Source organism: Sphingobacterium sp. InxBP1 (genome assembly GCF_026191775.1).
In the GTDB taxonomy this organism is placed as follows: domain Bacteria; phylum Bacteroidota; class Bacteroidia; order Sphingobacteriales; family Sphingobacteriaceae; genus Sphingobacterium; species Sphingobacterium thalpophilum.
Genome location: NZ_JAINDX010000041.1, coordinates 336062 through 358778, shown reverse-complemented (window position 1 = coordinate 358778; position 22717 = coordinate 336062). Strand labels below are relative to the sequence as shown.

The window sequence follows — 22717 nt, the reverse complement described above, 5'->3', positions numbered from 1 at the left end:
AAGACTTTTAAAAACAAACTAATCTTTATTGTTGATCTCTTATCTTCCCATCCAGCCACCGTCGACAGTGAGAATAGTGCCATGCACGTAATCTGACGCTTTTGATGCCAAGAATACTGCGGGGCCTTTAAAATCTTCGGGTGTCCCCCAGCGGCCAGCAGGGATGCGGTCCAATATCGATTTCGACCGCTCAGGATCGTCTCTTAAAGCTTCGGTATTGTCTGTGGCAATGTACCCTGGAGCAAAGCCGTTCACATTTATACCCTTGGAGGCCCATTCATTGGCAAAGGCTTTGACTAATGAGCCTATTGCTCCTTTGGATGCTGCGTATCCCGGAACATTGATGCCGCCTTGAAAAGTCAGCAAAGATGCTGTAAACACGATCTTTCCAGTTCCACGTGAAATCATATCTTTGCCTATTTCTCTAGTCAGGATAAATTGGGCATTTTGATTGATTTCGATAATTTGATCCCAGTATTCATCTGGATGTTCTGCAGCTGGTTTACGCAGTATATTTCCGGCATTGTTAAACAGAATATCGATGGTTGGGTGATCTGATTTTACTTGGTCAATGAACTTATAAAGTTCATTCCTTTTTGAAAAGTCACATTGATAGGCGTAAAAGTTTCTGCCAAGTGCCTTGATTGATTGCTCTACTGTGGAGCCCGCGATTTCCAGCGAGGCCGAAACGCCGATGATATCTGCTCCTGCTTCCGCCAATGCTTCAGCAATCGCTTTTCCTATTCCTCTTTTGCAGCCGGTTACTAAAGCTACCTTTCCTGATAAATCAAAAGATTGCAGTATTGACATTATTTCGAATATTTTATGATTAGTGGTTGATTTAAATGATCCCTGAATTGTCTGAGGTACGATTGCCATTGTTCAAAGTTATTTATCTTACCCGCCTTATTAAATGCCGCACCAGCAAAATAGACCAATGGGTTGTTGTTTTCTACGGTCGTTGTCAATAAAAATTGTGTAGGACTGTCTTTGAAAACATAAGATGCCTTCGGAACAATAACGGCGGTTCCGGTAATCTTGTCGCCCTCTGCTGGTTCCCAATACGCAAGGATACCACTTTTGGCATCGTTCAGAAATTGAGGTTTTTCCTCTTTTCTTTTCGCAAGGCCAATAGCAACGGAAGTACTACTAGCAGTACTATTTTTAATTGCATAGCTGATTCTGTTCAGCTGGCTTCCAGCATCTAAAGAAACCGTTTTTTCTACCTGAAGATTTTGGTCTTTTACGTTCTCAGGCTCATAGATAAGCTTGAAAGTAGAACGCAACGGTCCGTTATCCAGTACCTTATACTGACGATAGTGTTTGTGGTAGACTACCTGCCCATCTATAAAAGGGGTAGCATCACCTACACCCAGCGTTTGACCTACAGAGTAGTAGTCCAAGCCTTTACCATGATCGGCATGGTAATCACCTGTTTTATACCATTCGTCAATAATCAGATCATTAGTACGCTTGGCCCAGAAATCAAATCCTTGGGCATCTTCTGAGCTGCCTTCCAAGGCTTTTCCGTAGGCTCTAAACGCAGCAATATCATTTTCCCAGGCAAAGTCATCTTTACGTTCGGGTACATACCGTGCATAGGTTTTAGAAGAAACTGCTGTTGGGGCATTGCCGGTCACAGCAAAGGTCAGAGAACTTTTAGGAGCGAGGCTGACTTGCACCAGTACATTTTGCGCTGTCTGCTGTCCTAATTTCTCGAGCTGGTACGCCAGCTCCTTTTTATTTTCGCTGTCGACAATGCTAAAGCTATTTTCTTTCAGGGCGAAGTGCCTCTCAAATGTGGCATAAGGAATACTGATCAGTTCAGTCCGCGTGAAGGAAGAAGGATTGCTTACAGTGATGGTCTTGTTGTTCTGTGCTAAGGCAATACCCCAAAGACCAAGCGCTAAACTCAATACGAATGTTTTTTTCATGTTGATCATATGATATAGTGACGCTATTATCTAGTTATGTTATCGGATGATTTTGATAAGGCGGAGGGTAGCAGACTATTTTGTCGGCTACTTCAACGCTGTAATGGCACATTTATCCATATCATCATAGTCTAAGTTTTCACCGGCCATTCCCCAAATGAATGTGTAGTTGGAGGTGCCAGCACCCGAATGAATTGACCAGGGAGGTGAAATTACTGCCTGATCGTTCTGTATCCAGATATGACGTGTCTCATCGATTGGCCCCATAAAATGCGATACCGCCTGTCCTTCTGGTAATTCAAAGTAAAAGTATACTTCCATACGTCGGTCATGTGTATGAGCAGGCATGGTATTCCATACAGATCCGGGTTTGAGCTCAGTCATCCCCATCTGCAACTGGCAGGTCTGCACAACTTTATTCAATAACATTTGGTTGATCACCCGATGATTGGATGTTTCAAGTGAACCGAGCTCGATTTTATTGGCATCCTCCTTTGTTACCTTTTTAGTTGGGTAACTGCAGTGTGCTGGAGTAGAATTTAAGTAAAATTTAGCTGGGTTTGCACTGTCCTGACTTGAAAAATAAACCTCTTTAGCGCCTTGGCCCACATAAAGTGCCTCTTTCGTGTTTAAATCGTATCGAGTACCATCCACTTCAACTTGGCCGTTGCCGCCGACATTAATGATTCCCAGTTCTCTTCTGGACAGAAAATAAGGTTCTTTCAACAGCTCAGGGACAGTTTCCAATTTGAGCTTAGCATTTACGGGCATTGCGCCGCCGGCCATATAGCGGTCGTAGTGTGTATAAACTAAGTTAATTTTATCGGTTTCGAAAACTTTTTCAATGAGGAAATTCTCTCGTAATCCATGCGTATCTAACGTCTTGTATTCCCTTGGCCCGATAGCATAGCGGGATTCAAAATTAATGCTCATAACAGAATAATTTGCTTTGTTTAAATGCTAAATTTAGGACTAATATTTATTAAAAGCCATACAATGTTACGCAAACGATGTCGTAGCTATGTAAATGATTTATCGGCACAAGGATTTCCTACAGTTTTATTTTTCAGATTTACTAACTTCGTGTATGGTAAAAAAGAAACCCAATATTTTAGTGGTCAACGACGATGGAATTACTGCACCGGGTATTAAGGTGCTGATGGAAGAAATGCAAAAGATTGGCAATGTTGTGGTTGTCGCCCCTGACTCTGCGCAATCGGGCATGGGGCACGCGATTACACTTGGACGGCCGTTGCGTCTGGATAAGATCAATTTATATGAAGGCGTAGAGATGTATCAATGTTCCGGAACACCGGTAGACTGTGTTAAGCTTGCTGTAAACAAAGTGTTTAAGGGACAGAGGCCGGATATCTGTGTTTCGGGTATCAATCATGGACTCAACAATTCGATCAACGTGCTATATTCAGGTACCATGTCTGCTGCGGTAGAAGGGGCAATAGAGGGGATCCCTTCCGTTGGGTTTTCGCTGGATAATTTTTCGCATGATGCGGATTTCAGTTACTGTAGACCTTATGTTATTTCTATAACCGAACAAGTTCTTGCCAATGGCTTGCCAAAAAACACCTTGCTGAACGTTAATTTTCCGCAAACAAACGGTTTTAAAGGCATTAAGATCTGTCGGCAAGCAGGTGGACATTGGGTAGAGGAGTTTGACGAACGTATAGACCCACATAACCGTGATTACTATTGGACTACAGGAAAATTTGTTTTACAGGACCGTGGTGAGGATACCGATTGTTATGCACTGGCCAATGGTTATGTTTCCGTTGTCCCAACACAGTTTGATATGACTGCGCACCATGCAATTCCCGAACTGAATTCCTGGAGCTTTGATCATTTGGACGAAAATAGCAGGCGTGGAAAAATTGAAAAATAATCTTTGGATAGGCTTTGCAGCCGGCGTTGTTTTTCCTGCATTGGCTTATTTGCTGGTGCGGTTTACAGCAATTGGACTTTATTTTCTACCCGAAAAACCCATGGCTATATACACTATTGCTGTGCTGGTCAACCTGGTATTGTTGCGTTTTGCCTATCGCGGCGGAAAAGACCAGATCGGAAAAGGGATCGTCATGATGACTTTTTTTGCTATGATACTCTATTTAGTCACTCATAAAGTGACCGTATAAAGTAACACTGATGTTCAACATCGCTATATTGGCTGGATCAAGGCTATTAACGGTGGGACAGCTATAGCTGAACACTATTAGATTAATACTATTAAATACAAGCATATGAAATTAACATTGGGATTCTCTCCCTGTCCAAACGATACGTTTATCTTTGATGCGCTTATTCACCATAAAATCGATACCAAAGGTCTTGATTTTGAAGTAGAATATCAGGATGTGGAGACCTTAAATCTGAAAGCTTTTCAAGGTGATCTGGATGTTACCAAACTGAGCTATCATGCCTTTGCCTATGCCGTTGAAGACTATGAGCTGCTGGATGCTGGCAGCGCTTTAGGCTTTGGTGTGGGGCCAATGCTGATCACGAAAGACCCTTCTTTGGCTCTTGCCCTTCAGGAGAAACTCAATAAGGGAGAAGGGCTGGGCGAACACAACAAATTAAGGGTCGGTTATCCCGGCAAGTATACCACGGCAAATTTTCTATTAGGGCTTGCGTTTCCTGAATTAACCAATAAAATCGAACTGGTCTTCTCAGAAATCGAGGGTGCTCTTTTGGATGGCTCAATTGATCTTGGGCTTATCATCCATGAAAACCGCTTTACTTATGCGCAGAGAGGACTATTCAAAGTGGTTGACTTGGGGGAGTACTGGGAAACAACGACAAAATTTCCGATTCCTCTCGGCGGCATTGTGGTAAAAAGATCACTGTCGAAAGAGGTTAAGGACACCTTGAATAAAGTGTTGAAAGAAAGTGTTGAGTTCGCTTTCGCCAATCCAAAATCCGGACTCGATTTTATCCGCAGCCATGCCCAGGAAATGAGTGAAGAGGTGATGTACAAACATATTGATCTTTATGTCAACAAATACTCGGTCGAACTGGGTGCTGAAGGCCGTAACGCTATTACAAAAATGTTTGAAAAGGCTCAGGATCTTGGTTTTATACCCCGTTCTGACCGGAAGCTATTTTTGTCGTAGGAAGTGTATTGCACGGAGTTGATTGACTATAGTTATCTACTGCACAATCCGTATAATTATGATAACTTGATAACCAGTTCGCGAGAGAATGTCATCACTTTGCCAAGCACATAACGGATAACAAAAAAATAAAGCAAAAAAAATAGGTGTAAGCTGTTAGATATCATATCTAATAACTAAATTTGCCCGATTAGTGTCAAATTGTCTGCAATTTTATTTTGGAGTCATTATTGCACAAAATCTTTAGTTGAGATAGAAAAAAAATTATGTTAAAGTTTTTAAGTAAATTATTTGGAAGTAAATCCGAGAGAGATATCAAGGGAATTCAGCCGGTGGTAGAACAGATCAAGGCTGAATACGATAAGCTTTCAAATCTAACCAATGACGAGTTACGTGCCAAAACCGTTGATTTCAAAGAAAGAATTAAAAATTACCTAGCAGATATTGACCAAGAAATTGCGACGCTGAAAACCGAAGCGGATCAGGATGAGGATGATATGGCAAAGAAAACTTCTATTTACGAGCAGGTGGACAAACTGTCTAAAGATCGTGATAAGAAGTTAGAGGAGGTACTGAAGGAAATTCTACCTGAAGCGTTTGCAGTGGTGAAAGAGACAGCAAGACGTTTGACCGAAAATGAAGAACTAGAGGTTACTGCCAATGACTTTGATAGAGAATTGGCCGTTTATAAGCCAAATGTAATTATCAATGGCGATAAAGCCATCTGGAAAAACAAATGGATGGCGGCTGGTACTGAGGTTACCTGGAATATGGTACATTATGATGTACAGCTGATTGGTGGTATCGTATTACACAGTGGTAAGATTGCTGAAATGGCCACCGGTGAAGGTAAAACTTTAGTAGGAACGCTACCTACTTATCTCAATGCTCTTTCCGGACAGGGGGTACATATCGTAACGGTCAATGATTATCTGGCCCGACGTGACTCCGAATGGAATGCACCATTATTTGAATTCCATGGTTTATCCGTAGACTGTATTGATAAACATCAGCCGAATTCGCCACAGCGCCGCAAGGCCTATCAGGCAGATATTGTATATGGTACGAATAACGAATTTGGCTTCGACTATTTACGGGATAACATGGTGCAGACTCCGGATGCATTGGTGCAGGGAAAATTGCATTTTGCTATGGTCGATGAGGTAGACTCCGTTTTGATCGATGACGCACGTACACCATTGATTATCTCAGGTCCTATACCTCGTGGTGATCAACATGAATTCTATCAACTAAAACCACGTATTGAGCGGTTGGTACATGTACAAAAGGCTTATATCAACACGGTACTGAACGACGCTAAGAAAGCGCTGGCAGCAGGAGATTCCGATGTAGAGGGAGGTGGTTTGGCTTTATTGAGAGCTTACAGGGGACTTCCTAAAAATAAAGCCCTTATCAAGTTTCTGAGTGAAGGTGCCAATCGTTCCATCTTGCAGAAAGTGGAAAATTACTACATGCAGGAGCAAAATAAAAATATGCCGAAAGTAGACGCAGAACTTTATTTTGTAATCGATGAAAAAAATAATCAAGTAGAACTTACTGAAAAAGGTATCGAATTGATTACCGCAACCGGCGAAGATCCTTCTTTCTTTATTTTGCCTGATGTGGGTACAGCAATCGCCGAAATTGAAAAATCGGCTATGAGTTTAGAAGAAAAAGCAGCTCAAAAAGAAGATTTGTTACGTGATTACTCCATCAAGGCTGAACGTATACATTCCATCAATCAGTTGTTGAAAGCATATACATTGTTTGAAAAGGATGTCGAATATATCGTTGACGAAGGAAAAGTAAAAATCGTCGATGAGCAAACGGGACGTATCATGGATGGCCGTCGTTACTCTGATGGTTTGCACCAGGCGATCGAAGCAAAAGAGAATGTGAAGGTGGAAGATGCGACACAAACCTATGCGACGATTACATTACAGAACTACTTCCGCATGTATCACAAGCTATCAGGTATGACGGGTACAGCTTCAACCGAGGCTGGTGAACTTTGGGAAATCTATAAATTGGATGTTGTTGAAATCCCTACCAACCGTGGTATTCAACGGGAGGACCGCCAAGATTTGATTTACCGTACAGCGCGTGAAAAATATAATGCTGTCGCTGAGGAGATCCAGCGATTGACAGAACAGGGCCGTCCTGTATTGGTGGGTACTACATCTGTGGAAATTTCGGAGTTATTAAGCCGTATGCTTCAATTGCGGAAGATCAAACATAATGTGCTGAACGCGAAATTACACCAAAAGGAGGCTGATATCGTCGCAGAGGCGGGCCGCCCGGGACAGGTGACCATTGCGACAAATATGGCCGGCCGTGGTACGGATATTAAGTTGACAGAAGAAGTGAAAAAGGCGGGTGGTCTGGCGATCATCGGTACAGAAAGGCACGAATCTCGCCGCGTTGACCGTCAGTTACGTGGTCGGGCCGGACGTCAGGGAGACCCGGGGTCTTCACAGTTTTTTGTTTCTCTGGAAGACAATTTGATGCGTCTGTTTGCATCCGAAAGGATTTCAAACATTATGGTAAAAATGGGTGTGGAAGAAGGAGAAGTCATGCAGCATAGTATGTTGACCAAATCCATCGAACGTGCTCAGCGTAAAGTCGAAGAAAACAACTTCGGTATCCGTAAGCGCCTATTGGAATATGATGATGTGATGAATTCACAGCGTACTGTAATTTATGCAAAACGTAAAAATGCACTGTTTGGCGAGCGTTTAGACGTCGATCTGAACAATATGATCTTCGACGTTGCCGAAGAGATCGTCGCGGAAGCGAAAGAGCAAGGTAATTATGACGATTTTCAAATTGAAGTCATCCGTATTTTCGCTATTACACCAGAAATTACTGCTGAAGAGTTTGCGCAGGGTAAGATTGAAGGGCTCACCGACCGTCTTTTTGATCAGGCAATCCGCGCGTATCACCATAAAATTGATGCTATCGGTGCATTGACTGTCCCTGTGTTAAATAATGTTTATGCAGAGCGTGGCCAAATCGTTGAAAATGTCGTTATCCCGTTTACCGACGGTATTCGAGGTATTCAGGTTTCGGCAAATCTGAAAAAAGCGATCGACAGCAATGGCAAGGAAGTGTTCAAAGCATTTGAAAAAGGCATTGTACTCGCATTGATTGATGAGGCATGGAAAGAGCACCTACGCGAAATGGATGATTTAAAACAATCTGTTCAAAATGCTGTTTATGAACAGAAGGATCCGATCATCATTTATAAAATGGAAGCCTTTAACCTGTTCAAATCTATGCTCGCATCCATGAATAAAGACGTTGTGAGCTTTATTTTCAAAGGCGAGATCCCTGGTCAGGAAACTACGTCAATGCAGCCTAGACAAGTTGCACAGGCACCTGTAAAGACTGTAGAAACGAAAGCCGAGTTAGGCTCGCCAACTGGAGTGAGTGACGAGGACATAAATGAAGGCCCGAAGGAGCCGATTCGTAACGAAAACACTATCGGGCGCAATGACGAATGTCCTTGTGGTTCTGGTAAAAAATATAAAAATTGCCACGGCGCAAATAACTAATCGATAAGAAAGGTTAAACTATGCTGAAGAGAGGATTGATTTTCATACATGCACTTGTGTTGTTAACGTTTGTTCAGGTAAAAGCACAGGAAAAGGGTGGAGTTACAGTAACCAAAGATTCCTTGATTACACAGCTTCAGAATTTTAGGGCAGCAATGGGAATCAATCCTGTCGAAAGCAAAACTACATCGGTGCCGTCCAAACCTGTAGTCCGCTCTGCGGCAACCCGCATTAAGGTTAGAGGTTTTCGGGTTCAGATATTTGCTGGTGCTAGTCGCAATCAGGCATTTTCAGAGCAGACACGTTTTCGCAATATGTATAAGGATATTGATACCTATATTACCTATGATGAACCTAATTATCGGGTAAAAGTGGGCGACTTCAGAAGCCGCTCGGAAGCGAATGCATTTATGCGGGAGCTCCGTCAATATTTTAGTAACGTTTTCGTTTTTTCGGAAAACGTTTTTGTCTATCAATAAATCAATCAACCTTATGGCAAGTACGAAAGAAAAAGTCCTGGCCTTAGCCCATCAATATTTTGAAGATACCGTTTCCAATCGTAGACATCTTCATCAAAATCCCGAGCTTTCTTTCGAAGAATATCATACATCTGCTTTCGTAAAAAGACAGCTGGATCTATTAGGTATTCCCTATGAGTCTAAAGCTGATACAGGGATCGTCGCCTTGATTAAGGGCGAATTGCCGTCTGATCACGTCATCGCTTTGCGTGCAGACATGGACGCTTTGCCCATTCAGGAAGTCGAGGGACGTTCTTATGGTTCCAAAAATCCCGGTGTGATGCATGCTTGTGGTCACGATGTACATACTTCGTCTCTATTGGGGACGGCCAAGATTCTGCACAGCTTAAAAGCCGAATTTGGTGGAGTAGTGAAATTAATCTTTCAACCTGGCGAAGAGCGGCTGCCCGGCGGTGCATCCATTATGATCCGGGAAGGAGCTTTGCAGGACCCTGCCCCCTCTGCCATCATTGGCCAACATGTCATGCCTTTCATTGAAGTAGGCAAGGTAGGATTCCGGGAAGGGAAATATATGGCCTCCTGTGATGAATTGTTTATGACGGTAAAAGGAAGAGGTGGACATGGAGCACATCCACATCAGAATATCGATCCCATAGTGATCATCGCGCATATTATCACTGCTTTGCAGCAGATTGCAAGCCGATTTGCGGATCCGCGCACGCCGACTGTGCTGTCATTTGGTAAAATCATCGCTAATGGTGCCACGAATATAGTTCCGGACCAGGTTTACCTGGAGGGGACATTCCGCACATTCGATGAGAAATGGCGTGCCGAGGCACACGAAAAAATGGTCAAAATGGCGGCAGGCATCGCCGAAAGTATGGGCGCAATCTGTGAATTTGAGGTGCGCAAAGGATATCCATTTTTGATTAACGAACCCGAACTGACAAAAAGTGCACGTACTTTCGCTGAAGAATACCTAGGCAAGGAAAATGTAGTGGATTTGGACCTTTGGCCCGCTGCAGAAGATTTTTCCTATTATTCGCAGGAAATTAACGCATGCTTCTATCGGTTGGGTACGGGCAATAAGGCTAAAGGGATCGCTTCAGCAGTCCATACACCCACCTTCGACGTAGACGAAGCTTCCTTGGAAATCAGCACGGGACTTATGGCTTACATTACCTTACGTAGGCTAGGTTATTAATTCATACCGGTATGTCGTCGCATCATATTGTTCGGGAGAATCAAGAACCGGCTCTGCTTATTGATGATCTGTTCTTAATTAACGAGGAGAATCTTGGGCAGTTGCTCGAGTGGAGCCCTACTGTTATTATAGAAAATAATACAGTGGATGCACTGGACGCCCGTGGATATAAATTTGACATTGTATTTGCGCAGACGAACTCCGACCGGATACAGGAAAATGTAAAAATAGTACCTTATAGCGCTACAAATTTCTTGGAGGCTTCACTTAGCTATTTGATTGAGCAGCATTATCAAGCAGTGAATATTGTTACAGATCAGATCGAACTGCGGCGTTATGAACCCTATTTGGATCACATCAATGTGGTATTATTTATGCACGACATGCGCTATTCTTTTGTCTCAAACGGCTTCACCAAATGGAAACCTGGAGGTGAACGTATTTACATCGATGCGGTGGATGCGGACATAGGCGCTGAAGGTCTCAAAAAGATCAGATCAGGGATATATGAGACGACCAAGGATGGCTTATTTAAGCTGGAATTTTCAAAATCCAACTATATTTTGATAGGAGAGACAATTTTATGATAACGATCGAATTAGCTGAACAAACTGATATCCGCAGTATTTCCACTATGGCACATGTTATCTGGCCAGACACCTATGGTGATATACTGTCAAAGGATCAGATCGATTTTATGCTTGATAAAGGCTATACAGCGGAAGCACTGGCCGAGAGTATGGTCAATGGCCAATTCTTCTATATTCTGAAAGAGGGAGGTATAGGCCAAGGCTTTATTGCGCTCAAAACTCTTGAGGACAAACTTCGGATCGAAAAGCTTTATATCATGCCGGGGGTACAAGGTAAGGGCTTTGGCAAAGCTTTGATTGATTTTGCGGTCGAAAAGGCACGAAGCAAAGGCAGGAGCATCGTCGAACTGAATGTCAACCGAAGTAACCCTGCTTATCATTTTTATCTTAAACAGGGCTTTCATGTGACGGAGCGCGTCGATATTCCGTATTATGACTATATCCTTGATGATTATGTCATGCAACGCGATGTCATGCCGCTGCCAATTGTTTAATCTTTTAATTTCTCGACACGGGACGGTGTTTGTGTACCCTCGACTATGCCAGAAGCTCCGATGGCAATAGCTTCGATACTAGATATAATATTTTGAATATTCAACGTGGACACTTCATCTTTCACAGTATGATAATACGGGTCTTTATCCATTTGGGAGGTCGAAAATGAGTGTGCCGGTACACCGTTTGCTGCTAATACTGCATTGTCACTCCGATAAAATAAGTTCTGCTTCTTGTAAGGGTCGGGATAGAATTTAAAACTGGTATTTTTCAGGTTTTCCTGCATCAGGCGTCCGAGGTCAGAATGATCATATCCCGTGATATAAACGGTATTCGGACCGAATTTTGAATCTTTTCCGATCATCTCCATATTGATCATGGCCACGACTTGTTCAGCGTCGATATGGTTAGAAAAATATTTAGAACCATACATGCCCAGTTCCTCAGCTGTGAAGGCAATGAAAATCAGTGTCCTTTCGTTGTTATTTTTCTTTTTATAATATTCGGCAAGGGCCAGCATGGCTGTTACTCCTGAAGCATCATCATCCGCGCCGTTTGCAATGGAGTCTTGTCCAACTGCTGGTAATATACCAATATGATCATAGTGGCCTGAAAAAATTACAAATTCGTTTGGTTTAGTTTTTCCTGGAATGATCCCTGCGACATTGAAAAGCTCGTTCTTCTGCATATTCCATTCGCTGTCCACGGTAAAAGTCTGAGGTGTTTGAGCCGTCAATATATACACTATCGAGCGTTTTTCAGCATGCTGTTCGTCAACAAATTTTGCTCCACCGAGCATTTGCTTAAACCGGGTAAAATAAGTTTCAAAAGAAGGATCAACACATACGAGTACGTTTTCCTTGGATTGGGAATACGCTCTAAAAGCGAGAGAAAAATCCTCGCCAGAACCAATTTTTGCTATTTTTATGCGCTCTTTATCCGTCCAGTGCAAGGGCGTGTGATCGCCTAATGCCAAGATATGTTCGGGTGCAATTGTTTGTCCGTTGATAACTGCGTATTGTGTTTTAGGTGTGATTTTGTCCAGATAGAAGGTCTGTCTGAAATTCGGCTCTGCATAAGGAACAAGGCCGATCCTTTTCATTTCTCCCGCGATAAAATCTGCGGCGTGTTCAATATCTTTTGTCAGCGCTGATCGCCCACGCATGCTATCGGAAGCCAATGTATTCAATATACGGCTTACTTGCTGCCGTTGCTGACCAGAGATGACCTGCTGCCCCAACAGGGGTAAAGTGGTAGTCAGGAATACTATAAAAAATGATATTTTAGAAAGTATATGCATGTGTAGTTAGTTAATATTACGGGTTGAATATAGTGATTTTATGGACAGAATCATGGATTGTCAGACTATTTAACACAGCTTTATTAAGCATGCCGGTGGCGGGATGCAGCAATAGTAAGCACTCTGCACCCTCAACCACCATCCACAAAAGTTAGCACGTATATTGCTAATGCAATTATAATTGGATATAAATGCAAATTTATCTAAGTTTGAATATAAATTATTTGACAATGAAAGAAGTATCTGTACAGGAGTTAAAAAATAAGATCGATAACAACGAGGATTTTCAGCTGATTGATGTGCGTGAACCGTTTGAATACGAAGTTTCGAATTTGAATGGCCTCAATATTCCGCTTTCGGGAATCTTGATTGAAGCCGATAAAATCGCCAAAGATAAACCTGTGATTGTGCAATGCCGTTCGGGTAAGCGCTCAGCTCAGGCTATTTTATTGTTGGAACAGCAGGGGTTTGATAACCTGGCAAATTTAAAGGGCGGCATTTTGGCCTGGAAAGAGGAAATCGATCCGGAGTTAGACGTGTATTAATATGAAGAACTTGGAGCATCAGACTAAACAAGCCTTCTTGTTTAGTCTTGCTTTTTATATCGTGGCCTTATTGGCCCGATTATTTAACCTTGGTATCTTCCCCATATTAGGTAGCCTCTCCATTTTGCTTTCTCTTCTATGGGTCGTATTGGTCTTGCTGGAGATCATGCGTTCACAAACTATTTCCAATATCGAACGGTTGGGAATGGCCCTAAGCATTGTCTTGTTTAATGTTGTCGGCGGTATTCTCTATTTCTTTGTCTGGAGACCGCGTGTGTTGGGACTAACAAAAAAATAATATGACAAAATATTTTATACTAAATGTAGTACTGAATCTGGCCATTGTATTTTTGGCCTACTGTGCCTTCGAGGGGTATAAAGCTGGAAATATGCTGGTGACGGGATTGTCTATTGCATTTTTGGTAGTTTTGATCTATCTAAAAGTTGTACTTAGCAAGCGGATAAGAGCCGTGATCCAGCAGAAAGATGTTGAAAAAAAACAACAGTACGCAGCAAAGCAGCAGAAGCAAAAAACTAAATAGTAGAGCTTCAAACATAAAGAGCAGGAAACCGGAGTTCCCTGCTCTTTATGTTTGCATATGAAAAGCTCTTATTTCACAAACGGAGGTTTAGTTACCTTAGCTTTAACTTTTTGATTTCGGATAAGGATAAAGATATCGGTGCCGTCTTTGGCAAAAGCTGTATCAACATAACCTAAGCCAATCGACTTTTTCAATGTAGGCGACTGTGTACCTGAAGTCACCCGACCGATGTTGTTGCCTTCAGCGTCCACGATTTCGTAGTCATGACGTGGGATTCCCCGGTCTATCATTTCGATCCCAACCAGCTTTTTCTTCAGTCCGGCTTCTTTTTCGGCTTTCAGTGCAGCGGCATTAACAAAGTCTTTAGTAAACTTGGTGACCCAGCCTAATCCCGCTTCTAAAGGGGAAGTGTTATCGTCGATGTCATTTCCATATAAGCAGAAACCCATTTCCAGACGCAATGTGTCCCGGGCGCCTAGGCCAATAGGTTTGATGCCATAGGGCTTTCCTGCTTCAAAAATGGCGTCCCAGACTTTTTGCGCATGTTCGTTGGCAACGTAGATTTCAAAACCACCAGCACCGGTATATCCCGTTGCAGATATCAAAACATTCTCTACTCCTGCAAAAGTGCCTTTCGCAAAGGTATAATACTCCATTGGAGCGAGTTCAATATCCGTTAAGGATTGTAGTGCATCGGCAGCTTTAGGACCTTGAACGGCAAAAAGAGAGGTTTGGTCAGAAATGTTTTTCATTTCCACGCCTTCCGAGTTGTACTTTGAAATCCAGTTCCAGTCTTTTTCAATATTCGACGCGTTGACAACCAAAAAATAGGTTTGCTCATCAATACGGTAGGTTAAGAAATCGTCCACCACACCGCCCGTTTCATTGGGGATATAAGCATACTGGACTTTACCATCATATAATTTGGATACATCGTTTGAAGAGATTTTTTGAAGCAGATCCAAAGCTTTTTCACCTTTTAGAATGAACTCGCCCATGTGGCTTACATCAAAAACTCCTACACCTGTACGAACTGTTTCGTGCTCATCGTTGATACCAGTATATTGTACCGGCATGTTGAAGCCTGCGAAGGGTACCATCTTTGCTCCTAAAGCAATGTGCGTCTCCGAAAGGGCGGTATTTTTTAACATAAAAATTAAGTTTTAATCAGTTACAAATTTAACAAAATATACGTGATTCCTATTGGCGAATCCATTTTAGAACAAACGATTTAATTCGTTACTTTCAGGGAATAAACGATAAGTTGCTCGTCCTCGCTGTCACTGTCCGCGCAAAGCAGAAAGACTAAGCCATCTTCGTGCGCTTCCTTGAGCGTTATCCCCTCAAATTTATGGTTCTCTGGAATAGGCCAGACTTCTGGGGCAGAACGGAGATCAGCGGAAAGTTTACCGAGCATTGATCCTGCAATTTCACCGTCATGGTAAGTCGATTTCGCATCTTCGGCTGTGGCGATAAAATAGATGTCGTTGCCCACGAGCGTCGCGTCAGAGAAGCCTGTGGCAACACCATTCAGGGTAGGTAAGGCCATAGGGATATAACGAGATCTATTTTCAGATGCTGGATAATACTCCAAAATCCCGTTTATCCCATTGGGCCCATTTCCCCTGTTGAAAAAAAGGATTCGGTCATCGATGTGCAGGACACCCTCAATATTGAAATCTTCTTCACTTATCCTAAATTTCTTCATCAGAAGGGTATATACCCTGCTATAATCTTCGTGGACAAGTTGCTTTCCGTCCCAGATAAAGCGGTCGTTCCTTCTTCCTGTGGATCCCGACCCGTAAAGGTAATAGCTTTTTCCGTCAAAAGCGATGGACTCAAGATCCATTTTAGAAGCTTTGGGTACATTTTCCATGGGGCTTGCTTCCAGAAGGACGGTTTTATATAATCGTTGCTCACCCAAGTGATAATGGTAGAGATAATTGCTGTTGTCAGATACGATATGCAATTCCTCTCCATGGTAAACGAGACCCGACGCTGCGGCGATGCCCGATATTCTGATAAAGGTTTCGAGAATTAGTTTTAACATCATGCCTTTATATCTAGTATGTCAAGGACTCTTTGGAAATCGGCTTGTAAAGGAGCCTTTATATGAATCATATGGTTGGACAATGGATGTTTGAACGTCAGTTGGGAAGCATGCAATAGCATGGTATCCATCTGGTACGTTTCCTTCCAGAACTTATTTTGCTTATTGCAGCCATGCGGCCGGTCACCGATAATAGGATAAAAAATATGCGCAAAGTGCCTCCGCAACTGATGCATGCGGCCCGTAAGCGGGTTTGCTTCAACAAGACTGTAGCGCGATGTCGGGAACTTGCCGAATGGGACGGGAAGTTCACTGTTGGCGAGTAGCCTGAATGTTGTCTTTGCATCCTGCAATGTACCATTTTCTTTTTTTAACGGATAATCAATCACACCATCGGTCGGTGCAAAGCCACGTAGGATAGCCAGATATTTTTTGTCGATCTGATGCTCCTGAAAGCTTTTTTGCAGGTATTGATCTGTTTCTTTATTGAGAGAGAATAAGAGCACTCCACCTGTTTTCCGGTCCAGGCGGTGGGCAGGGTATACGGTTTGACCTAATTGATCTCGCAGTAACTGGAGTGCAAACTCCGAAGTGTCCCGAGCAATGGAGGAACGGTGTACTAATAAACCATGTGGTTTATTGATCGCTACAATGACGTCGTCCTGGTAAAGAATTTCTAAGGGCATATTAGATTTTTTTCAGTGCAGCAATAATCTCATCTGCTTTTTCGTCAATCTTGGGACTTAGCCAGATATACCTAAATGCACCCCCGCCGATCACCTGCTCGGTACCCTGCCATTTAATTTTCGTCAGAGAGAAAAGATAATAATTATCAACAATGACCGAACTCTGGATAAAATTATCCACCAATTTGTTTCCAAAAAGTTGCATACCCAGCCCAAAAAATTCCTGATCCTTGGCATGTATCTGATTTTTTAGCAGCTGCTCTGCTTTAGCACGCACCACCTTTTCATGTTCCTCTTTGCTTGGATTGGTCAGTATGGCTGCAAGCATAATGACGATCAACAGCAGTGCAAATATTCTTTTTTTGCTCATTTAGTGTTGTATTAATGTAGATGGAACGCTATCAGCGTCCGTCTAAGATGTTGTCAAAATTATCAAATTGAAATTAGAAAATTGAGAATTGTTTTATGTTGTACCAAAAGGGGAGTGAGGCGGCAGTTTGCGGCAAAGGCTGAGATCTTAAATGGAAATGCCATTGAGGAGCGAAAATGCCCAGGAGAAGAAAAGCCAGATCAGGTAAAAGGTGAGGCCTGTAAAAATCAATAAAACAAGTAGTATACTCAGAATAATACCCACACCCGATCCGCTGTGTCGACCTTCGTAATAATGTTCGTGGAGCAGTTTGATATTTCTTTCATTGGCTTTGCTGAAAAAATCGAAAATATTGCCGAAAAAAGGAATACTGCCCAGGAGAGCGTCCAAGCAGATATTAAGCAGCATACGAATGACTAACCTAGGGCTAGCGCCGTTTCTCCACATTGCAATGACTAGTACTAGCGATGTGCCGAATCCGGCAATAGCGCCGCCCAGCGGAATAAAGTTCAAGATAGGATCCAGCCCAAATCGAAAACCACCGATGTTGAACTGATTATCCATTAACCAAGATATTCGGTTGATCCAACCGAAATCTTGGTCAATTTGTTTTTTTTTATCTTCGGGAGATAGTACTCTACGCATCATTACAACAATTCGAAAGAAGCGCTGATTTCGCTCGTCACTTTCATTGGCCGGATATCCAGGTCAAGTCCGTTGCCCGCTGCCTGGTCAGCAGATTCCGCCATAGCACTTTTGTACATAGCATTACGCATAGTAGGCTGAACACCAAAGATAATTTGCTGCGGTGTCTCAGACAGTACGATAGCTTTACCGATTTTTTGGCCGGCGGCTTCGGCCAGTATCTGCGCATTGGCTTTAGCATCTAATACAGCTTTTGTTTTCAATGTTTTTTCAAGTTCTTTTTTCTTTGAATAGTCATATTCACTGATATACGTACTTTGGATACCCGCTTTATCGACACCATCTAGTAGTTGACTCAAGTTGTTTAGATTTGTTACTTTGATGCGGTATTGTCTTGACAGTAATATATCGGTATCCTTTTTCTTTTTGTCTGGCGTATTGTAGCTCCAGATATTTTGGATGGTGAAATCTTCCTTTTTTACACCGGCTTTTGTTGCGGAATCAAATAGATCTTTTTCCAGCTTATCTATCGCGACTTTTTTCTTCGTATTTCCATTTTCATAGAATTCCTTTAGCGTGACATCAATATAGATGATGTCCGGTGTTACTTCTTCTTCTGCGCGGCCCACAGTCGATACAAACTCTTTATTTACCATTTGTTGAGCATTTGTTTGTGAAATCAAACCTAAAAAAGCTAGTCCTAATAATAATTTTTTCATCGTTCTAAATTTGTTGATCGTTTTCTTATTTTTTTGATGGCGCAACTGTCGCCGTTGTGGTTGCCGTGGATATATCTTTTGTGCATATCCTGCCGGCGGAATATTTTTTAAAGTTTTGTAATAATACGATTGCTATTATCGCATTGCTACAAGATTGGAGCCAAAGTTTTCAAAAAAGTTTAAAGCATAAAAAAATAAAAAGGTGAAGATTTTTGATTTTATTTCTATACCTTTAGGGAAATTAATAATATAGTGCCATGCAAGAAGGTAAAGTAAAATTCTTTAATGAGACCAAAGGTTTCGGTTTCATCATCCCTAATTCAGGCGAGAGCGAAATTTTTGTTCACGTTTCGGGATTAGTAGACAAAGTTCGTGAGAATGACAATGTATCTTACGAAATTGAACAAGGCCGTAAAGGTCTTAATGCGGTAAATGTAAGAGTTATCTAATTAGATTGAAAATATATTTATTGTGGAAAAGCCCATGTTCAGCGCATGGGCTTTTTTTATTTAACTTTGGACTGATAATTGTATGACTGAACTAAAAAATACTCAAGTGAAGATGAAACGTGCATTATTATTGATTTTTTCGGCGATGGTTGCGATCTCTATGACCGCATGTTATTCGACCCACCACAGACATGGGCATCGGCATGGGCCGAAAGGTATGCCTCCCGGACACGCAAAAAAATATTATGGAGAAAAATCGGCAAAAGAGTTTGCTCCGGGACAGCAAAAAAAGAGAAAGCATAGACATTAATAACGGCCGGGACATCTCGGTACCTGTTACAGCTCAGGGAAGATGTCTCAGCTTGAATAAAAAGAGCTTTTACGCAGGTAAAAGCTCTTTTTAATTAATGGAATTATGCAAATGGATCCTTATCTGTAGCTGGAGGATTGGTGGACTGCGAACTTCCGAATGGGTCTTGCCTTGGTGAAGAGCCAAAGGGATCCTGGCTTTGATTGAATGGGTGATTCGCGCCATTTTCCAGTGCTTTTGGGTCAGGGCCATATTGATTAGGCCCTTTGTCTCCTTCCAAGATTTCGAGGTAAAGAAGATAGAGCCCACCCACAAAAGGGATCAAAGAAACGAGTATAAACCAACCTGACTTATTGGTGTCATGCAACCTTCTAACTGTGACTGCCAAGCTAGGGATAAATAGTGCCAGTCCGAGAAGGCTTATGACGCCGTATACAAGCATGGCCAATGTATCACTTATAATCGAAAGAATTCCGCCCACAATACCTAAGCCTATATACAAAACAAATACAGATAATACATACATCCAGTATTCTTTACGACGCGCGCGGCCTTCAAAATTTGCGTAGTTGTCGCGTACAACTTTTAAAAAAGCTTCTTTTAGTTCCATATGAATATGATTTTAGGTGAAAACTTGTGTTAGTTAATTTTTTATTCAACAGTGTTTTTGTTACAATAAATGTACCAATTACGTGTTTTAACGAAAAATCTCCTCTAGGATATAGAGTGATTTCACTTCCCTAAAGTCGGTACGATGAAGTCTGTAAAAGTCCAATAACTTTTCCAGCAGAAATTGACGGTCCGCAGCTGACATTTTAATGCGGTCACAATTGGAATATTCACTTTCGATAAGTTTGCGGAAAATAGAGGTATGCGGTTCCTGTAAGACCTGCGGATGTTCAGGAAGATTATTTGAAAACGTCGCTTCGTGAAGATTGAAGTAGGGAAGAGCCTGCTTAGAAGTGATCGGGTAGAAACCAAGGAAACGGGTTAACTTGATCAGAAATACCAAGTGAAAATTGGCTAGATTTAAATGAGTTTCATCCAGCCAGCGAATGGATTGGTGGATAAACTCAAATAAATACGGATCGCTTTCCTGCTCCTTCAGAATCTTATAAAGAATTTCATTGAGGAATAGCGCTAGCGAACTTTTTATGATATCATAAGGAATTTCTCGTAGTAAGGGCGTCTGTTGCGCTTCAGCAATTCGCTGCAGCGAGCCATTATCTTTGTGCGTTGCAACTATTTCCAGCAGATGCAAGGGTTGTAGAATATTGGCTTTGATTTTCGCCTTCGGTTTACGCGCCCCGGTGATGAGATAAGATTGCGTACCGAAAGCTTCAGTGTAGATTTGTGCAACCAGACTACTTTCTGAATAGTTGGTTGTCTTTAAAACAATCCCCCGCGTTTTACTCAGCATCTCCCTCTTTGTGTTTCTTGTGAGCTTCCTCGCGCATTTCGACGATAGCATTCCGGTCCACTTTGCGGATCATGCGATAGATTAAGGTCAAAAAGCCAGCACTGAACGCGATAACCCCGACAAGCATCGCGATCTTATACCAGTCCGACCGCCTTTCCATTAGGTAATAACCCAGCCCAACCAACAGCACGCCGATGATTATTTCCCGTAAGCCCTTGCGAAGATATTTGTTCATAAATGTGAATTGTTGAAAACTATTTTATTTATACAGCAAATATAATACAATAAAATGCTTTATTTTTGCCCTTACCGTTCCTGTGAACAACTATTTTTAAAAATAATTCCCACAATGTTGTTGCTTATCTAAAAAAAAATATAGATATTTGCAAACTCTTTGCAGAGAGTGCAAAGGATTAATATATTGTAATAAAGACAACAAAAAAGATAATATCATGTCAAGAATTTGTGATTTAACAGGCAAAGCGGCGTTAACAGGAAATAACGTTTCTCACTCAAACGTTAAAACTAAGCGTAAATTCTATCCAAATTTACAAACTAAACGTTTTTACATTCCAGAAGAAGATCGTTGGATTACGTTGAAAGTATCTACTTCTGCTATCAAGACTATCAACAAAAACGGCATTACAGCGGCAATCAATAAATTTATCGCTAAAGGATCAATCTAATTGATATCTCGCCTGTTACATTAAGATTATTCATGAATTTCAATCCTATGAATAGGATTCAAAATAAAGTAAAACAATGGCTAAAAAAGGAAATAGAGTACAAGTTATCTTAGAATGTACTGAACACAAAGAAAGTGGTCTTCCGGGAATGTCTCGTTACATCACAACTAAAAACAAAAAGAACACAACTGAACGTTTAGAGTTGAAAAAATTCAATCCTGTGTTGAGAAAAGTTACTGTTCACAAAGAAATTAAGTAATTCACCCATCTTAGCACTTGCAATGAGGGCTGAGTAAAATATTTATATACCATGGCAAAGAAAGCAGTTGCATCGTTACAAAAAGGTGGCGGTAAAGAATTTACAAAGGTTATTGTTACTACTAAATCTGCAAAAACTGGCGCTTATACTTTCAAAGAAGGTATGGTTCACAACGATAAAGTGAAAGAAGTAGTTGCAGAAGCTCAAAAAAATAACTAGTAGCATTTTCCTTTTTTAAAGTTTTTCTTTAAAAAGAATTCGATAAAAATAGCCGTTTTGGTATCCTACCGAAAGGGCTTTTTTTGTTGAGGACATTTGTTTATATTTGGACATCAATTTTCACGACTACACCCCATGGGATTATTTGATTTTTTTAAGAAAAAGCCGCAAACACAGGAAGAAGAACAGGCTCTTGACAAGAGCTTGGAAAAAACTAAAGAAGGATTTCTCTCGAAGATTACAAAAGCTGTAGTTGGTAAATCTACTATAGATGATGATGTATTGGATAATCTCGAAGAAGTATTGGTTACTTCTGATGTGGGTGTTACCACGACTTTAAAAATCATCGATCGTATACAGGCGCGAGTTGCCCGGGACAAATATGTCTCAACAGGCGAACTAAATAGTCTTTTGAAGGAAGAGATTCAAGCGCTTCTGGCCGAAAATAACAGTTCCGATTTTGAAAACTTTAATTACGGCGAACATAAACCCTATGTGATTATGGTTGTTGGCGTGAATGGTGTAGGGAAAACCACAACAATAGGTAAGCTTGCTCATCAGCTCAAGCAAGCCGGAAGCAAAGTTGTTTTGGGAGCGGCGGATACGTTCCGTGCTGCAGCTGTGGATCAGCTTAAGTTGTGGGGAGAGCGGGTCGGTGTACGCGTGGTTGCGCAAGCTATGGGATCTGACCCCGCGTCAGTAGCCTACGATACCGTAAAGTCAGCTGTAGCCAACGGCGAAGATGTGTGTATTATCGATACAGCAGGGCGCTTACATAACAAAGTGGGCTTGATGAACGAATTGACCAAAATCAAAAATGTGATGCAAAAGGTCGTTCCGGGAGCGCCTCATGAAATATTGTTAGTATTGGACGCTTCTACAGGTCAGAATGCCATAGAACAGTGCACACAGTTTACGCAGGCGACGGATGTTAACGCCTTGGCCCTGACCAAACTGGATGGTACAGCCAAAGGTGGTGTGGTCATCGGTATCTCCGACCAGTTTAAAATCCCTGTCAAATATATTGGTGTCGGTGAGAAAATAGGCGATCTCCAGTTATTCAATAAAAAGGAATTTGTAGATTCCCTTTTCAAATAAAAAATTAAATCATTGTCAGAATACGACAGCCATCATCTCTT

At 41.8% G+C, this 22717-nt stretch carries 30 protein-coding genes; 17 read left to right on the top strand and 13 right to left on the bottom strand.

Going from position 1 to position 22717, the window contains the following annotated elements; genetic code table 11:
- Positions 1-39: 39 nt before the first annotated feature.
- From K7A41_RS07245 to kduI, 3 genes are all read right to left on the bottom strand, one after another.
- Positions 40-804 (bottom strand): SDR family oxidoreductase, encoded by a 765-nt coding sequence (locus K7A41_RS07245; protein ID WP_171019321.1) that lies wholly within the window; start codon positions 802-804, stop codon positions 40-42.
- A 5-nt stretch (positions 805-809) separates the two neighbouring features.
- Positions 810-1934 carry a DUF4861 family protein gene (locus K7A41_RS07240; RefSeq protein ID WP_265713163.1) on the bottom strand — a complete coding sequence of 375 codons (1125 nt, stop codon included), beginning with the start codon at positions 1932-1934 and terminating at the stop codon, positions 810-812.
- 87 nt (positions 1935-2021) lie between these two features.
- The gene (gene kduI, locus K7A41_RS07235; protein WP_265713162.1) at positions 2022-2867 is read right to left on the bottom strand and encodes a 5-dehydro-4-deoxy-D-glucuronate isomerase; all 846 of its coding nucleotides are present in this window, start codon (positions 2865-2867) and stop codon (positions 2022-2024) included.
- A 154-nt stretch (positions 2868-3021) separates the two neighbouring features.
- Here kduI and surE point away from each other — a divergent pair, with 154 nt between their 5' ends.
- The 8 genes from surE to K7A41_RS07195 all read left to right on the top strand — a co-directional run bounded on the left by surE (position 3022) and on the right by K7A41_RS07195 (position 11377).
- Positions 3022-3831, top strand: a complete 810-nt coding sequence (surE, locus tag K7A41_RS07230) for a 5'/3'-nucleotidase SurE (RefSeq protein ID WP_028071098.1) — start codon at positions 3022-3024, stop codon at positions 3829-3831.
- Positions 3812-4081 (top strand): hypothetical protein, encoded by a 270-nt coding sequence (locus tag K7A41_RS07225; RefSeq protein ID WP_051607160.1) that lies wholly within the window; start codon positions 3812-3814, stop codon positions 4079-4081. Before surE ends, K7A41_RS07225 begins: the two co-directional genes overlap by 20 nt.
- A 105-nt stretch (positions 4082-4186) precedes the next feature.
- Positions 4187-5056 (top strand): 1,4-dihydroxy-6-naphthoate synthase, encoded by an 870-nt coding sequence (locus K7A41_RS07220; RefSeq protein ID WP_265713161.1) that lies wholly within the window; start codon positions 4187-4189, stop codon positions 5054-5056.
- A 266-nt stretch (positions 5057-5322) separates the two neighbouring features.
- Positions 5323-8610, top strand: coding sequence for a preprotein translocase subunit SecA (secA, locus tag K7A41_RS07215; RefSeq protein ID WP_028071095.1), 3288 nt, complete (start codon positions 5323-5325; stop codon positions 8608-8610).
- Between the two features lie 20 nt (positions 8611-8630).
- Positions 8631-9089 carry an SPOR domain-containing protein gene (locus tag K7A41_RS07210; RefSeq protein ID WP_028071094.1) on the top strand — a complete coding sequence of 153 codons (459 nt, stop codon included), beginning with the start codon at positions 8631-8633 and terminating at the stop codon, positions 9087-9089.
- 13 nt (positions 9090-9102) lie between these two features.
- Positions 9103-10293, top strand: coding sequence for a M20 metallopeptidase family protein (locus K7A41_RS07205; RefSeq protein WP_265713160.1), 1191 nt, complete (start codon positions 9103-9105; stop codon positions 10291-10293).
- A gap of 11 nt (positions 10294-10304) precedes the next feature.
- The gene (locus K7A41_RS07200; protein WP_265713159.1) at positions 10305-10880 is read left to right on the top strand and encodes a thiamine diphosphokinase; all 576 of its coding nucleotides are present in this window, start codon (positions 10305-10307) and stop codon (positions 10878-10880) included.
- Positions 10877-11377: a GNAT family N-acetyltransferase gene (locus K7A41_RS07195; RefSeq protein WP_265713158.1), complete on the top strand. Its 501-nt coding sequence runs from the start codon at positions 10877-10879 to the stop codon at positions 11375-11377. The genes K7A41_RS07200 and K7A41_RS07195 overlap by 4 nt, the downstream gene beginning before the upstream one ends.
- On the opposite strand, the gene K7A41_RS07190 is transcribed toward K7A41_RS07195, so the two are convergent.
- Positions 11374-12678: a M20/M25/M40 family metallo-hydrolase gene (locus tag K7A41_RS07190; protein ID WP_265713157.1), complete on the bottom strand. Its 1305-nt coding sequence runs from the start codon at positions 12676-12678 to the stop codon at positions 11374-11376. The two genes, K7A41_RS07195 and K7A41_RS07190, sit on opposite strands and share 4 nt — an antisense overlap.
- Before the next feature lie 230 nt (positions 12679-12908).
- On the opposite strand from K7A41_RS07190, the gene K7A41_RS07185 reads away from it, so the two are divergent.
- From K7A41_RS07185 to K7A41_RS07175, 3 genes are read left to right on the top strand one after another with little or no spacing between them, the layout of a single operon-like run.
- Complete coding sequence (locus K7A41_RS07185) at positions 12909-13223, top strand: rhodanese-like domain-containing protein (RefSeq protein ID WP_028071089.1); 315 nt, start codon at positions 12909-12911, stop codon at positions 13221-13223.
- A gap of 1 nt (position 13224) precedes the next feature.
- Positions 13225-13521: a hypothetical protein gene (locus tag K7A41_RS07180; RefSeq protein WP_265713156.1), complete on the top strand. Its 297-nt coding sequence runs from the start codon at positions 13225-13227 to the stop codon at positions 13519-13521.
- A gap of 1 nt (position 13522) precedes the next feature.
- On the top strand, positions 13523-13765 hold the full coding sequence (locus K7A41_RS07175) for a DUF6358 family protein (RefSeq protein WP_028071087.1): 243 nt from the start codon (positions 13523-13525) through the stop codon (positions 13763-13765).
- A gap of 68 nt (positions 13766-13833) precedes the next feature.
- On the opposite strand, the gene gcvT is transcribed toward K7A41_RS07175, so the two are convergent.
- The 6 genes from gcvT to K7A41_RS07145 form a co-directional block, all read right to left on the bottom strand.
- Positions 13834-14916: a glycine cleavage system aminomethyltransferase GcvT gene (gene gcvT, locus K7A41_RS07170; RefSeq protein ID WP_265713155.1), complete on the bottom strand. Its 1083-nt coding sequence runs from the start codon at positions 14914-14916 to the stop codon at positions 13834-13836.
- 80 nt (positions 14917-14996) lie between these two features.
- Complete coding sequence (locus tag K7A41_RS07165) at positions 14997-15818, bottom strand: DUF6929 family protein (RefSeq protein WP_265713154.1); 822 nt, start codon at positions 15816-15818, stop codon at positions 14997-14999.
- The gene (locus K7A41_RS07160; protein ID WP_265713153.1) at positions 15815-16501 is read right to left on the bottom strand and encodes a pseudouridine synthase; all 687 of its coding nucleotides are present in this window, start codon (positions 16499-16501) and stop codon (positions 15815-15817) included. Before K7A41_RS07160 ends, K7A41_RS07165 begins: the two co-directional genes overlap by 4 nt.
- A 1-nt stretch (position 16502) precedes the next feature.
- Positions 16503-16871 carry a DUF4359 domain-containing protein gene (locus K7A41_RS07155; protein ID WP_265713152.1) on the bottom strand — a complete coding sequence of 123 codons (369 nt, stop codon included), beginning with the start codon at positions 16869-16871 and terminating at the stop codon, positions 16503-16505.
- Positions 16872-17018: 147 nt separating this feature from the next.
- Positions 17019-17519 carry a DUF4112 domain-containing protein gene (locus K7A41_RS07150; protein WP_232048651.1) on the bottom strand — a complete coding sequence of 167 codons (501 nt, stop codon included), beginning with the start codon at positions 17517-17519 and terminating at the stop codon, positions 17019-17021.
- Positions 17519-18235, bottom strand: a complete 717-nt coding sequence (locus K7A41_RS07145) for an SIMPL domain-containing protein (protein WP_028071081.1) — start codon at positions 18233-18235, stop codon at positions 17519-17521. The genes K7A41_RS07150 and K7A41_RS07145 overlap by 1 nt, the downstream gene beginning before the upstream one ends.
- 257 nt (positions 18236-18492) lie before the next feature.
- On the opposite strand from K7A41_RS07145, the gene K7A41_RS07140 reads away from it, so the two are divergent.
- Positions 18493-18684, top strand: a complete 192-nt coding sequence (locus K7A41_RS07140) for a cold-shock protein (protein WP_028071079.1) — start codon at positions 18493-18495, stop codon at positions 18682-18684.
- 112 nt (positions 18685-18796) lie between these two features.
- Positions 18797-18994: a hypothetical protein gene (locus tag K7A41_RS07135; protein WP_028071078.1), complete on the top strand. Its 198-nt coding sequence runs from the start codon at positions 18797-18799 to the stop codon at positions 18992-18994.
- Positions 18995-19097: 103 nt separating this feature from the next.
- On the opposite strand, the gene K7A41_RS07130 is transcribed toward K7A41_RS07135, so the two are convergent.
- The 3 genes from K7A41_RS07130 to K7A41_RS07120 all read right to left on the bottom strand — a co-directional run bounded on the left by K7A41_RS07130 (position 19098) and on the right by K7A41_RS07120 (position 20649).
- Entirely contained in the window at positions 19098-19604 is a 507-nt protein-coding gene (locus K7A41_RS07130; protein WP_081817938.1) for a DUF805 domain-containing protein, read from the bottom strand.
- Between the two features lie 87 nt (positions 19605-19691).
- Positions 19692-20414 carry a DNA repair protein RecO gene (gene recO / locus K7A41_RS07125; protein WP_265713151.1) on the bottom strand — a complete coding sequence of 241 codons (723 nt, stop codon included), beginning with the start codon at positions 20412-20414 and terminating at the stop codon, positions 19692-19694.
- Entirely contained in the window at positions 20404-20649 is a 246-nt protein-coding gene (locus tag K7A41_RS07120) for a signal peptidase (RefSeq protein ID WP_265713150.1), read from the bottom strand. Before K7A41_RS07120 ends, recO begins: the two co-directional genes overlap by 11 nt.
- 217 nt (positions 20650-20866) lie before the next feature.
- Between K7A41_RS07120 and rpmB the strand changes: the two genes are divergently transcribed.
- The 4 genes from rpmB (at position 20867) to ftsY (ending at position 22676) form a co-directional block, all read left to right on the top strand.
- Positions 20867-21100 (top strand): 50S ribosomal protein L28, encoded by a 234-nt coding sequence (gene rpmB, locus K7A41_RS07115; protein WP_028071075.1) that lies wholly within the window; start codon positions 20867-20869, stop codon positions 21098-21100.
- 76 nt (positions 21101-21176) lie between these two features.
- On the top strand, positions 21177-21359 hold the full coding sequence (rpmG, locus tag K7A41_RS07110) for a 50S ribosomal protein L33 (RefSeq protein ID WP_002998409.1): 183 nt from the start codon (positions 21177-21179) through the stop codon (positions 21357-21359).
- Between the two features lie 51 nt (positions 21360-21410).
- A complete protein-coding gene (locus K7A41_RS07105; RefSeq protein ID WP_081817937.1) occupies positions 21411-21578 on the top strand; it encodes a DUF4295 domain-containing protein in 168 nt (55 codons plus the stop codon).
- Between the two features lie 135 nt (positions 21579-21713).
- Entirely contained in the window at positions 21714-22676 is a 963-nt protein-coding gene (gene ftsY / locus K7A41_RS07100; protein ID WP_028071074.1) for a signal recognition particle-docking protein FtsY, read from the top strand.
- Positions 22677-22717: the final 41 nt, after the last annotated feature.